General features: G+C 38.8%; 12 protein-coding genes. All 12 read right to left on the bottom strand.

Annotated elements, in window-relative coordinates; genetic code table 11:
- Nucleotides 1-55 precede the first annotated feature (55 nt).
- The 12 genes from J6836_RS17100 to fcl all read right to left on the bottom strand — a co-directional run bounded on the left by J6836_RS17100 (nucleotide 56) and on the right by fcl (nucleotide 13,646).
- A complete protein-coding gene (locus J6836_RS17100; protein WP_219245108.1) occupies nucleotides 56-2,134 on the bottom strand; it encodes a polysaccharide biosynthesis tyrosine autokinase in 2,079 nt (692 codons plus the stop codon).
- 35 nt (nucleotides 2,135-2,169) lie between these two features.
- Nucleotides 2,170-2,598, bottom strand: a complete 429-nt coding sequence (locus J6836_RS17095; protein ID WP_219245107.1) for an arsenate reductase/protein-tyrosine-phosphatase family protein — start codon at nucleotides 2,596-2,598, stop codon at nucleotides 2,170-2,172.
- A 5-nt stretch (nucleotides 2,599-2,603) separates the two neighbouring features.
- Nucleotides 2,604-3,758, bottom strand: coding sequence for a polysaccharide export protein (locus J6836_RS17090; protein ID WP_219245106.1), 1,155 nt, complete (start codon nucleotides 3,756-3,758; stop codon nucleotides 2,604-2,606).
- Between the two features lie 57 nt (nucleotides 3,759-3,815).
- Complete coding sequence (locus J6836_RS17085) at nucleotides 3,816-5,720, bottom strand: nucleoside-diphosphate sugar epimerase/dehydratase (protein WP_219245105.1); 1,905 nt, start codon at nucleotides 5,718-5,720, stop codon at nucleotides 3,816-3,818.
- A 21-nt stretch (nucleotides 5,721-5,741) separates the two neighbouring features.
- Nucleotides 5,742-6,293 (bottom strand): sugar transferase, encoded by a 552-nt coding sequence (locus J6836_RS17080; protein WP_166267096.1) that lies wholly within the window; start codon nucleotides 6,291-6,293, stop codon nucleotides 5,742-5,744.
- Complete coding sequence (locus J6836_RS17075) at nucleotides 6,290-7,219, bottom strand: NAD-dependent epimerase/dehydratase family protein (RefSeq protein ID WP_219245104.1); 930 nt, start codon at nucleotides 7,217-7,219, stop codon at nucleotides 6,290-6,292. Before J6836_RS17075 ends, J6836_RS17080 begins: the two co-directional genes overlap by 4 nt.
- 102 nt (nucleotides 7,220-7,321) lie before the next feature.
- Nucleotides 7,322-8,488: a nucleotide sugar dehydrogenase gene (locus J6836_RS17070; protein ID WP_219245103.1), complete on the bottom strand. Its 1,167-nt coding sequence runs from the start codon at nucleotides 8,486-8,488 to the stop codon at nucleotides 7,322-7,324.
- Between the two features lie 15 nt (nucleotides 8,489-8,503).
- Nucleotides 8,504-9,934, bottom strand: coding sequence for a phosphomannomutase (locus tag J6836_RS17065; protein WP_282560550.1), 1,431 nt, complete (start codon nucleotides 9,932-9,934; stop codon nucleotides 8,504-8,506).
- A gap of 67 nt (nucleotides 9,935-10,001) precedes the next feature.
- Nucleotides 10,002-10,757, bottom strand: a complete 756-nt coding sequence (locus J6836_RS17060) for a glycosyltransferase family 2 protein (RefSeq protein ID WP_219245101.1) — start codon at nucleotides 10,755-10,757, stop codon at nucleotides 10,002-10,004.
- 55 nt (nucleotides 10,758-10,812) lie between these two features.
- Complete coding sequence (locus tag J6836_RS17055) at nucleotides 10,813-12,222, bottom strand: mannose-1-phosphate guanylyltransferase/mannose-6-phosphate isomerase (RefSeq protein WP_219245100.1); 1,410 nt, start codon at nucleotides 12,220-12,222, stop codon at nucleotides 10,813-10,815.
- A gap of 6 nt (nucleotides 12,223-12,228) precedes the next feature.
- On the bottom strand, nucleotides 12,229-12,705 hold the full coding sequence (locus J6836_RS17050; RefSeq protein WP_219245099.1) for a GDP-mannose mannosyl hydrolase: 477 nt from the start codon (nucleotides 12,703-12,705) through the stop codon (nucleotides 12,229-12,231).
- Nucleotides 12,706-12,719: 14 nt separating this feature from the next.
- Complete coding sequence (gene fcl, locus J6836_RS17045; protein WP_255586423.1) at nucleotides 12,720-13,646, bottom strand: GDP-L-fucose synthase; 927 nt, start codon at nucleotides 13,644-13,646, stop codon at nucleotides 12,720-12,722.
- Nucleotides 13,647-13,656 lie beyond the last annotated feature (10 nt).

Genomic DNA, 13,656 nt, shown 5'->3' with positions numbered 1-13,656 from the left:
TTCACCCAATAAAAAAACCAACGCACAGTACGTCGGTTTTTTATGATATTAAATTCTAATATTCATAGTGGTAGTTATAATCATCAGATCTAGCATCGATACCATTGAGTATCACACCGGTAATCTCGATATCATTTTGCTTAAAGCGTTTAAGTGATAAATCCACGTCTTTCACGGTATTAACGCCATAAAAGGCGATTAACAATGATGTACCGACGTATTTACCAATAATGGCCGAGTCAGTGATGGCTAAGATTGGTGCGGTATCAATTACCACGATATCGTATTGATTTTTCACTTTATCTAGCAATTGCTTAAAGCGTTCACCCATCAGTAATTCAGAAGAGTGAGTAACGTTTTTACCGCGGCAAATTACATCCAGATTTTCAATCACATTGGTATGAACCGTTGGGGATTCTAAACTCTGTTGTGATAAATACTCAGAGAGACCGGCTTTGTTGTTTAAGCCAAAGGCTTTATGCAAGCGGCCTTTACGTAAGTCGGTATCGATTAACAGCACTTTTTTGCCTGCATTAGCCAGTACCACCGCCATATTGGAGGTCACAAAGCTCTTCCCTACCCCCGGTGACGCACTGGTCACCATCACCAAGTTATTCCCTTGGTTCATGACTGAGAAATAAACGCTGGTACGCAGTGAGCGAATAGCTTCAACTGCAGTATCCGCTGGGTTTTCAAGGGCTAATGGGTTTTTATTTCCTGCCTCAATCAGTTTTTTCTCGTGAGCAGAGAATGGGATTGTGGCATACACGTTAACACCCAGTGCATCGATATCTTCGGTGCTTTTAATTTTGTTATTAAAGAACTCGCGGGCAATCACATAGGCACAGCCGACAATAAAGCCGAGGATTGTGGCAAGTACAACAATCAGGAATTTTTTCGGTGCAACCGCATTCGGTTGGGACTCAGCGGAGTCAATAATACGCACATCTGCGGTAATACCGGAATTGAGCACGCTGAGTTCTTGCTGCTTAGCGACTAACTGGGTGTAAATCGCTTGCTCTGCTTCAACGTCACGAGTTAAACGCACGATTTCTTGTTGGGTATTGGGCAGCTTTTGAATATTTTTACTGATTTTTTCTTTTTCGCGTAACAACTGTTGGCGTTTATCTAATAGGGACTGATACGCAGGATGGTTACGGGTATATAACTGCTGAATTTCTACTTCTTTAAAGGTTAATTCATTGAGTTTTTCTTCCACTTGCAATGCAGTATCTAACGCGGCTTTAGCTTCTAAAGAAAGGTCGATAGATTCATTCTTTTTACGGAACGCATTAAGCTGGTTTTCATAGTTATCCAGCTTTGCTTTAATAGTCGGCAAGTAGTCATTTAAGAAGACTAACGTATTGTTGGTGACTTCTTTTTTACGCTCGGTATTTTGGTCAACGTAGTTTTGGATAATACTGTTAAGTATTTTAACGTTTTCCGCTTTATCTGCGCCTTTGATGGCTAAACTGATAATACCTGTTCCTTTGCCCACTTCTGCAATAGTTAAGGTATTACGCAAATCTTCAATGGAAGAGTAACGGGCATTTTTTACCAGAGCAAATTCATCACCCGCTTTTACTGATGAACTGGCAACCAGTAAATTAATTTCGCCCTGCTTAAGGACTTGGCCAACGTTACCGTCAAAAATTTGACCGTCAATATTCAGTGAGTAGGTTTTTTCACTGGTAAATGTCAGGGTTGCGGGCTCACCGACCAAATGATCTGGCAACTGATAGACCGTAATGTTTAAAGGTGCTGTTTCGCCAAGTAATTTACTGGCAAAACCTGTCGGTGCAACAAGAGCATCAAGGTTTAAATCCGCGACAGTTTTACCTAATACCATGCGGGACTTAATGACTTCGATTTCAGAGTCTACTTGGTTATTACTGTTACCAAATGGCATCACATCACTCATTTGGTCGAGTAATGAAACTTGCCCTAACTTATCGTACTGCAAGGTCGCATTGGCTTGGTAAATCGGGGTAGCAAGCAGGCTATACGCCACTGCGATTGCTGCAAAGATAACCGTGAAAAACCCAATTTTAATCGTGTTGGATTTCAAAACTTTAAACAGGGCGAGCAGATCGATTTCATCTGAGGCTGGGGAGCTATTTTTTGTTGTGTTCATAATAGATTAAATGTTAAGTCATCCAATAAATAAAATTAAATTTTTCCTTGCCAAGCGATGGCGGCTTTTTCCATTAACTGATAAACATGTTCAAACATTTCATCACTGCGTTTATGGGGGTCAGGGATTTCGGTTTTATTAATCCATTGCCCAAATAACATCACCTTGCCACGTGTCTGCGGAAACTGTTGGTGGATTTTAGCAATATGACCGCTTTCCATCACTAGGATTAAGTCTGCTTTATGGCATATTTCGCTAGTTAACCGACGTGACAGATGGTTTTCCAAGGAAAGTTGGTGCTGCTCTGCAATTCGGATGGCACTGTCATAGGCAGGGAGATCGTTTTTGGCAATAATTCCTGCTGAGTCGACTTTTTTGCTGGGGAAATACTGTTGCAATAAACGCTCCCCTGTCGGGGAGCGGCAAATATTACCCATGCAGACAACTAGGATATGATTAAACATGTCGATTACCAATCGTGAATACGTTTGGTGCCTTCTGTTAACTGATTATAAGACGCAATAGTTGGCAATAACTGGGTAATTAGACGGTTCCAACGTACTACAGGGGCTGCGGTAACATAGACTAAGTCATACGGCTGCAGTTTAAATTCGGTGCCCATCACGAGTGATGTCGCATCCGATAAATCTAACTGATAGACCGCTGCCATTTTTTTCGGCAGTAACGCTTCAAGTTCTTTATCTGCGGCTGGCTGGTTTTTGATTGGGCGAATAACAAATACACCCGTTGCATTGGCAGTGTTTTGGTTTAGGCCACTGGCTTTGCTCAGTGCTTCAGTGATGCTCATCCCCGCACGGTCAATCGTCAGTGTGGTTGGCTGGCCAACTTCACCCATCACAAATACTTTTTGTGAGTCATTACGTGGCACATACAGCACATCACCCGGCAGCATGAGGTAGTTTTGGGTTAAATCCCCATATTGGACTAAATCCTGTAATGAGACTTTAATTTCTTTGCCATTACGTGTCAGTACCACATTATCCCAATCCGCTTTTTCGGTTAAGCCACCTGCATTGTTAAAGGCTTCTAAAATCGTCAACGGCACGTTAGTAATTGGCAGTGTACCCGGTTTTGCTACTTCACCTGACACATACATTTTCTGTGAGCGGAATGCGGCAATACTGACATCCACTTGTGGGGATTCAATATAAGTCGCTAAGCGGTTGCTGATAAGCGTACGGATTTCCGTAACGGTTTTACCGATGACTTTGACTTTACCGATATACGGGTAGTAGATGGTGCCATCAGAGTGTACCCAGTTACCTGAGTCTTGCGCACTACGGTAAGAGCCCGCAGGGATAGTCAATTCAGGGTGGTCCCAAACAGTGATGGTTAATACATCACCGGCACCTACACGATATTCATAGTTAGTCAGTTGTTTTTCTAACTGCGAGTTAGGCTTGGCAATGGTTGGGGCTGTGTACATGTCATCGAGTAACTTTGGTGAAATTGGGTAAATATCAACCAGCTTTGTAATATCACGGTCACCCGTATCAACCACATTTTTGCCAGAGGTTGACATATAGGCACCAGGGGTAACGGTACAGCCTGTAAGTAAAATACTCACTGCTAATAGAGTCAGTGGAAGGCGCTTGCTAATCACTTGAGTATCCTGTTAAAAGTTAAATAATTATTTTTAAAATGAAGAATATTATTATGATTAGTGTTTGGCATTCCACACTAAATCACCAATGCCATCCGTTGGGTTAAATTCAGTTGGCGTTTCAAGTAAAATCTGGCGTATCGCTTCAAGGTCGTAATTTTGACATGCAAGATTTAATTTATCTAATACTTTAATGAAATCCTCTAAAGGGATAAAGACTTCATTGGCAGCCATAATACGCTGATGTTCTGTTGAATGGACATTATCACCGATTAAGAGCTCTTCATACAGCTTTTCACCAGGACGAAGACCTGTAAATTTGATCTCAATATCACCATTCGGATTTTTCTGGCTTTTTAACTCAAGGCCAGAAAGTTGAATTAGGTTTTTCGCTAAATCAACAATTTTAACAGGTTCGCCCATATCTAAGACAAAGACATCACCACCTTGGCCCATTGCTCCGGCTTGTAATACAAGCTGAGCGGCCTCAGGGATAGTCATAAAGTAACGGATAATATCTGGGTGTGTGACGGTAATGGCTTTACCAATTGCAATTTGTTGTTTAAACAGCGGGATCACCGAACCTGAAGAGCCTAACACATTACCAAAACGAACCATACAAAAGCGGGTTCCGTTTTCTTTAGCGCTTTCTTTTTCAGACAGCGCTTGTAGCCCTAATTCCGCCATTCGCTTTGATGTCCCCATTATATTGGTTGGGCGAACGGCTTTATCTGTGGAAATCAGCACAAAAGATTCAACATTTGCTTCAATTGCCGCTTGTGCTGCATTGTAAGTACCAAAAATATTATTACGGACACCTTCAACAACATTATATTCCACTAAAGGAACGTGCTTGTAGGCGGCGGCATGGTAAACCGTTTGGACATGGAAGGTTTCTAAGGCATTTTTTAAACGCTCAAATTCTTGAACGCTACCTAACAATGGAACAATTCTAACTTTTAATTTTTCGGCGTTAACAATGTTATTCAGCTCTTTATCAATCTCATACAAATTGAATTCTGAAATTTCAAATAACACGATTGTAGTCGGTTTTTGGCGAATAATCTGCCGACACAGTTCTGAACCGATAGAACCCCCAGCGCCTGTTACCATAACAACTTTATTTTTGATATTGGCACCGATTAAATCTGGGTTAGGGGCAACAGGGTCACGACCTAAAAGATCTTCAATAGCAACATCTTTTAAGTCATCAACTGTGGCGTGGCCTTCAACGATGTCGTTAAAATCAGGAACCGTCAAGACTTCAACAGAGAGGTGCAATAAACCGTTAATAATTGCTTTACGTTCTGATCGAGATGTTCGAGGCATCGCGAGTAAAATTTTCTCAATATCAAGTTTATTCACAAGTTCTTCGATTTTATCTGAAGAGTGCACGGTAATACCTTGAATAACGGTATGGTGTAGTGATGGGTCGTTATCAATAAAGCCCTTGACTTGGTAAGAAACCGCATTTCGTAAAGCAATTGCTAGCTGGCGACCCGTGCTACCCGCGCCATAAATTAGTACGGGTTCACAACCCTTACGGCTTGCTTGCACAATCATCGAACGTACTAACATTCTTGCCCCGCCACATAATAAAATGAGGAAGGTCATATAGATAAATGGAATGGTACGCGGAATGTTCGCTTCTAAGTAATACGAAAATGTTGTGATGGAAAATGTAGAAATTAATGCGCCTACCATGGCCACAGTTAATGCATGGAAAGTGAGATAGCGTAAGACTGCACGGTATAACCCTAATTTTACAAAGGCTAGCAGGGTCACGATAATCGTACCCAGCAAGGTTAGCCAAGTATGATAAGACAGGTGAATAACAACCTCACCCAGCCTTACCCACAGGGCGAGAAAGAATGAAACAATAATAAGTAGCGTGTCGATACCCAAGCCAATGAGCCTTTTATAAACTCGGGGTAGAGACCAGATGCGATTAAGTTTATCCATAATGATTACTTCTTTTTGTTTTCACTTGGCAGCAGCATCGCCGGAACCACTGCCGGTGACTGTCATCATGATATATTTAAAATAATTTTTAAGGTTCAGGTTATCTATCATTTCTTTATCTGTAGCCGCTAATAGCTGCGGAGTAGACATATCAATATTTTTAATTTGTGCTAATCCAGTTATACCTGGGCGAACATCATAGATATTTAGTGCTGAACGTTGTTGTATTAATTCTTCTTGGTTAAATAAATTAGGCCGAGGGCCGACTAAACTCATCTCACCTTTTAATACATTAATTAATTGTGGAAGTTCATCTATTTTGGTTTTACGTAAAATAGTCCCATATTTAGTTATAGAGTTAGTATCAACTAAATGACTGGCGACAGATGAAGTACCAACTTTCATTGTTCTAAATTTAACTAACTTGAAGGGTTTTTTATTTTTGCCAACACGAGTTTGAATAAAAATAGGTGAACCTGTTTCAAAATAACCAATAATAGAGGTAATAAGTAGTACAGGAGATAAAACGATTAACCCAATTAAGGCTGAAAAGAAATCAATTATACGTATCATTTCTTGTTGTTTCCTAAGTAACTCATTGTTTGCTCTATGGTATAAGGTGGAGTCCAGCCGAGTTCATTGAACATATTTGAGGAGTCGACCTCTAAATTTTGATAAAGCTGGGTAAAAAGACCTTGCTTGCCAATGGCACTTAATAGGGTCTTCATTAGGAGCTTAGGAACGGGTAGTTGAATGATATTCTTTCCTAGGCTTGTACCTATAACGCTAGTGAGTTCTTTTGTGGAAAGGTTTCTTCCATCTGAAACTAAAAAGATTTTACCGGCAACATTGGGGTGTTGAGTGCATATTGCAATAAAATGCGCTAAGTTCTTTACAGATATATAACTTCGTGAGTTATTCGTTAGCCCAAAAGGTAACATAGGTATTTTTTGTATCAACTTTAAAAGAAGAGCAAAATTACCAGGTGCATTTTCACCATAGACTAAAACAGGGCGTATGATCACGAGTTCCATACCTGTTTTGGCACAGATCTCAGAGAGGCCCTGCTCCGCAACTAATTTAGATCTAGCGTATTCATTATGTGGTGCTGGTGTGTCTTGTGGGGAGAATGGCTTTTCATGTGTGATATTACCATTTACACCAATGGAGCTTATAAACACAAAGCGTTTGACACCCGCTTTAGCTGCCTCATTTGCGAAATGCAACGTTCCTTCGACATTTACACTCCATAATTCCTTTTGTTCATCATCATTTGGTGTTTTTACTTTCGTACGATGCGCAATAGCTGCAAGATGAATAATACTATCTATATCATCAAATGCACCATTCCAATCTGTATTTTGATTAAAAGATTGAATGGTAAAACAGTCATTTAATTCAGATGTATGATTTCGAGTAATTATTCGATAGTTACTTTTTAATTCTTTAAGAACTGCTTTTCCAATAAATCCGGTAGATCCGCTAATTAAAGTTTTCATGCATATGTGAACCATGTTATATCTAACATATGTGCCATTTATGCCATACTTATTATAAATATATAAAATTTAATATTATGATATGGCTATGGAATAGCTGACTTAATCATTACCAAATAAATCGCGTGTATACACTTTGTCTGCCACATCTTCAATTTCAGGCACCATGCGGTTGGCCAAAATGATGTCGCATTGAGCTTTAAATTCCGCTAAGTCATTGACCACTTTGGAATGGAAAAATTCACTTTCCTTCATCACTGGCTCATACACCACCACTTCAATACCTTTGGCCTTGATGCGTTTCATAATACCCTGCACCGCAGAGGCGCGGAAGTTATCGGAGCCTGCTTTCATCACTAAGCGATAGACACCCACTTTACGTGGTGCTTTGGCAATAATTGCGTCAGAGATGAAGTCTTTACGAGTACGATTAGATTCAACAATTGCGTTAATCAGGTTATTCGGTACGTCATCGTAGTTTGCCAGTAATTGCTTGGTGTCTTTCGGTAAACAATAACCGCCGTAACCGAATGATGGGTTGTTATAATGGCTACCAATACGTGGGTCTAACGAAACACCTTCAATAATTTGGCGTGCATTTAAACCGCGGCTTTCTGCGTAGGTATCTAACTCGTTAAAGTAGGCTACGCGCATCGCTAAGTAAGTGTTCGCAAACAGTTTAATGGCTTCGGCTTCAGTGCCATCAGTAAATAACACGGGAACATCTTTTTTGATGGCACCTTCAAGCAGCAAATCGGCAAAAATTTGTGCACGCTCAGAGCGTTCACCGACCACAATGCGGGATGGGTGCAGGTTATCCCATAATGCGCGGCCTTCACGTAGAAATTCTGGAGAGAAAATCACGTTGGTGTAGCCAAATTCTTCCCGTAAACGTGCGGTAAAACCGACAGGAATAGTCGATTTGACGATAATCGTCGCAGTTGGGTTGATTTCATTCACATCGTGAATAACGGATTCCACCGATTTGGTATTGAAATAGTTGGTTTTTGGGTCGTAGTCTGTCGGTGTCGCAACAATGACATACTGTGCGTCTGTATAAGCTTCTACTTTATCTTCCGTGGCACGGAAATTCAGTGTTTTTTCTGTTAAAAACTGTTCAATCTCCGTGTCGACAATTGGCGATTGGTGGTTGTTTAACATCGCTACTTTTTCAGGAATGATATCCACAGCAACCACTTCGTGGTGTTGTGACAGTAACATGGCGTTAGATAGACCGACGTAGCCAGTCCCTGCGATTGCTATTTTCATAAGTGAACCAATAGATTAAATTTCAGAGAAAGTTTGAATGTTTTTTAACGACTGTTGGACAATAAATTGTGCCGTCTGATGATCACTAGCTTCAGCATAACACCTTAATTCAGGGGCGTTACCTGACGGTCTTAGATGAATAATATTGCCATTTGACAGTGTTATTCTTAGCCCATCAATTGTATTTAGATCTAATAAAGTATCATCGCCAAAACCTAAATGTTGCAATAAACACGTTGGATTTTCTTTCGCTTTCTCAATGATAGCTTTACTTTTTTCTGTTGCGAAGTTTTGTATTCTATCACTAAAGGTTATGCGTTTCGGCAATGAATCAACTAATTGAGCTATACCTTTTTCTTTTGCGGCTGATAACAACATTAAGAAGGGTAAAATGGCATCTCGAGTTGGTAGTGCTGACAATTGTTTGCCATTTATTTCAATGTTAGATCCTAAAAGGAAACCGCCGTTAGCTTCAAACCCTGCAATTTTCTTATAGTTTTTAGCTAAGTCTACAAATGCTTCAATAACATATGGGGAGCCAATTTTAGTTTGTTTTACACACTTAAAACCTTTATGAGATGAAATGATTGTATTGCAGCTCACAGGAACTGCTAATACTTCTATTTTCATCTCTAATGCGCATAATAAACCTAATATATCCCCTCGTAACCATTCACCATTTTCATCAGCAACAAGTGGGCGATCTCCATCCCCATCAGTAGAAAAAATAGCATCAAGGTTGTGCAATTTTGACCAATTTCTTGCTTTTATTTTGTCTTCTTCAGACACGGCTTCTGTATCAATGGGAACAAATTGGTCACTACGTTCTAGAGAAATAACTTCAGCACCGAGTTTTTTAAATAGAATCGGGTATATATCACGGCCTGCACTAGAATGTTCATAAATACCAATACGTTTACCAGTTAATAGATTTTCATCAAATATAGATAAATAACGATTGAGATACTCTTCAGTAGCTAAGGTATCTATTGGTAAGTGCTGAGAGGTAATATTGGAAATTTCAAATTGAGAGTTATTATTTAAAATAGCAACTTCATCAACTTTAGTGATTTCACCATCAGGGCGGTAAAATTTTAGTCCATTTCTATCAAAAGGGATATGACTACCAGTCACCATGATGCAAGGAATATTATTTTTCATTGCAGTATATGCAAGGGCAGGTGTTGGAATTACACTGTAATATAGGGGTTCTATTCCTTGTTGCTTTATTGCCTCTATACAAGCAATCGCAATAAATTCACTACTTGGGCGATTATCTATAGCGATGGCTATTTGGTCAAAACTAAATTTGCTTTTGATGCTATTAATAAATGCATGGGTAAATGCAGCACATGATTCTTCAGTAAATTGAGAGACTAATCCACGGGCTCCGCTAGTACCAAACTGTATGCCTGAATCAAGGATGATGTTTTTAGTGGTATTCATAATTATCAAAATTTACTTTTATAGAGAGATACTTTCACCATGATATAAGTGGCGATGAGATTAGGTATTATTTAATAAGCAATTTATTGACTATTTTTAAAGGAATTAAAAATAAAGGTGGAGCTATATTGTTTTTCTTCCATGATAAATAAACCTCCTTACTTCCTATATATCTGCTTTTAAAGCCAGAAGTGCTTTCTCCACCCATGCGCATAGCAACTAAATATTTATTTAGAATAGAGTGTTTGTAGTTATTTATAAAGATAGCTCGTAGAAGAAATTCATAATCGGAAGAAATTTTAAATTCACTATGATAATAGCCTATTTCTTTATATACCGAGAGTTTTACAAATGTGGATGGATGTGGCGGTTGTTTTCCTTTTTTCCACTTAGCTTTTGAGTTCATATCTTCACAAGGATATTTTCTAATGACCAGACTTGGGTCATTATTGAAATAGTATAAATTGCCAGAAACAAGGTCAGCATTGTTTTGATTAAATTCAGCAAGCACATCAGATAATACATAATCGTTTATATACAGATCATCAGAATTTAATATAGCTACAATTTTTCCTTTTGCTTTAGCTATACCTTTATTCATAGCATCATATAAACCTTTATCAGGCTCTGAGCTGTATTTCAGCCTGCTATCATTATTATTATTCAATATATCAATGGTTCCATCCGTAGATGCACCATCTATAATAATATATTCAAGTGTTACTCTTTTCTGGTTTAATACAGATGATATTGTTTCTTGTATTGTACTCGCAGAATTATAGCAAACAGTTATAACAGTAAAGTCAAGGTCATCTTTAAGCATATTGTTTAACTTAAGTATGTTATTTATAAAAGAGTAGAAAACCATTCAGTAATAGCTAGTTATGGTTTTTACCATACTCTTCTAGCCTAATGATATCGTCTTCTTGTAAATAATTACCTGAGCGAACCTCAATTAAATGTAGGTCAACTTTACCAGGATTTTCTATTCTATGAGGAGATCCAATAGGAATATAAGTGGATTCATTTTCGCTAATTATGAACGTTTTATCGCCATTGGTTACTTTTGCAGTCCCTTGTACCACAACCCAATGTTCAGCTCGGTGATAGTGCATTTGTAAGGCGGTTTTTTCTCCAGGTTTTACTTTAAGATGTTTAACATGGAAACGTTGGCCTTCAGCGATATCATCATGGGTCCCCCATGGGCGGTATGCTTCGCGATGTTGTTCGCATTCAGAACGGCCTGCATTCTTTAATTGAGCAACAATACTTTTTACATCTTGAACGTTGTTTTTATTGGCGACTAGCACTGCATCTTTAGTTTCTACTATCACCAAATTATCAATACCAACAGTGGATACGAGTTTATTTTGGGAGTAGATATAACTGTTTGTTGTATTTTCTGTTAATACGTCACCAACAATGACATTAGATTGTGTATCTTTGGGGGAAACCTCCCAAAGTGAACTGAAAGAACCAACATCACTCCAGCCTGCATCCATCGGAACGACTTGAACGTTGTTTGCCTTTTCCATCACAGCGTAATCTATTGAGTCATCAGGGCACGCACTAAAAATGTCTGGTTGTATACGAATAAAGTCCAAATCATTTTGTGAATTAAGAATTGCTTGTTCGCATATTTTTAAAATATCGGGGCAGTGTTTTTTTAATTCATTGAGATAACAGGATGCCTTGAAGAGAAACATACCGCTATTCCAGAGGTATTCACCGCTTGAAAGGTAACTTTCAGCGGTAGTTAAATCTGGTTTTTCAACGAAGCGTTCGACTTGATAAGTTGCAATATTAACAGGGGAGCCTTTTTTAATATAGCCGTACCCAGTTTCAGGTGTTGTTGGAATGATACCAAAAGTAATTAAAGCACCTTCTTCAGCAGCCTCAATTGCGTTTTCAATAGAATGAGTAAATCCTGCTTGGTTTTGTATGACATGATCTGCGGCTAAAACTAATAATAAAGGGTCATTTCCATTCTGTATTGCCCTAATAGCCGCTAATGCTATAGCAGGTGCTGTATTTCGACCAATGGGCTCTAAAATGATGCCACTGTGCTTGACATCTTCTTGCCGTAATTGCTCTGCAACAATAAAACGATGCTCTTCGTTGCAGATAAATACAGGGGGCTGATGTTGCAGCGTTTTTAACCGCGCTGCAGTTTCTTGCAACATTGTTTTTTTGCTAGTTAGGCTAATAAACTGTTTTGGATATAGGCTACGAGAAAGAGGCCATAAACGACTACCTGAGCCTCCTGCCATAATAACAGGCAATAACATAATAATTTACCGTAAATTTAAATGGTTATTAATAAAATAGGCTTTTGTATTATCGTGTACTTTAGATGAATCCAGAAGTTCGTTGATATCCCACCATTGATAGTTTCTATGTTGTTCCAAAGGTAATTTATTGAGATCAAGGTCTTCTTTAATTAAATATCCCAAGACGACATAATGAGTAGAAAAATTATCCTCTGAAAAATTATCTTGATAGAGATGCTGGTAATGACCAATAAACTTTGCATCATTGATATTATAACTGATACCAAGCTCATCAATCGTTAACCGCCGAAATGCGATGTCAAATGTTTCATCTTTGCAAATACGCCCACCTGGTACAAACCAATAACCTTGGGCGGGACGATTATTTCGTAGCCCTAACAATGCTTGATTTTTTGAATTACAAATAACCAGGTCAATAGAAACTAAAGGGGTAGATGCAACGATAGTCTTAAAAGTATCTAAAGCTAATCGCTGCGGCATTTTATTAATATCCGTTACTTACGAAAGTTTTGCTGGTTTTGGAGAAACCATTGATAAGTTTGGGTAAGTCCTTCTTCAAGATTGACGGAATAAGACCATCCCATGCTATTTAAACGGGAAACATCCATCAATTTACGTGGAGTACCATCTGGTTTGCTGCTATCAAAAATTACATCCCCTGTGAAACCGACAACATTAGCCATAGTTTCAGCCATCTCACGAATTGTGCAGTCGATACCTGTGCCTACATTAATATGGGATAACATTGGTTGGGTGTTTGCTTGATATGTTTCTTTGTTTAATTCCATAACATGGACAGAGGCTGCTGCCATATCATCGACATAAAGAAACTCTCGCATAGGTGTTCCTGTACCCCAAACAACGACCTCTTCGTCATTATTCAGCTTAGCTTCATGGAAGCGGCGCATTAACGCAGGAATAACGTGTGAGTTCTCTGGGTGAAAATTATCGTTTTCACCATATAAATTAGTTGGCATTACACTGCGGTAGTCACGACCATATTGTCGATTATACGATTCACAAAGTTTAATACCTGCAATTTTAGCAACAGCATAAGGCTCATTAGTTGATTCAAGAATACCCGTTAACAGTGCATCTTCAGACATCGGTTGTGCTGCTAACTTTGGATAAATACAAGATGAACCTAAGAATAGTAAATGTTGAACATTATGTTTATGAGCAGAATGGATAATATTGCATTCCATTATTAAGTTTTCATAAATGAAATCTGCTGGATAGGTATTATTTGCGTGGATACCACCAACTTTGGCAGCTGCTAAATAGACCTCGTCAATTTTGCTTTGTTCGAAGAAACTATCAACAGCCATTTGGCTAGTGAGATCCAACTCGTGGCGTGATTTTGTTATTAATTCAATGTCGTTACGATTTTGTAATTGTCTAATTATTGCTGAGCCAACCATGCCATTATGG

Source organism: Providencia sp. R33, from assembly GCF_019343475.1.
Taxonomy (GTDB): domain Bacteria; phylum Pseudomonadota; class Gammaproteobacteria; order Enterobacterales; family Enterobacteriaceae; genus Providencia.
The sequence above is the reverse complement of the archived record's forward strand: the minus strand, read 5'-3'. Positions and strand labels throughout refer to the sequence as shown.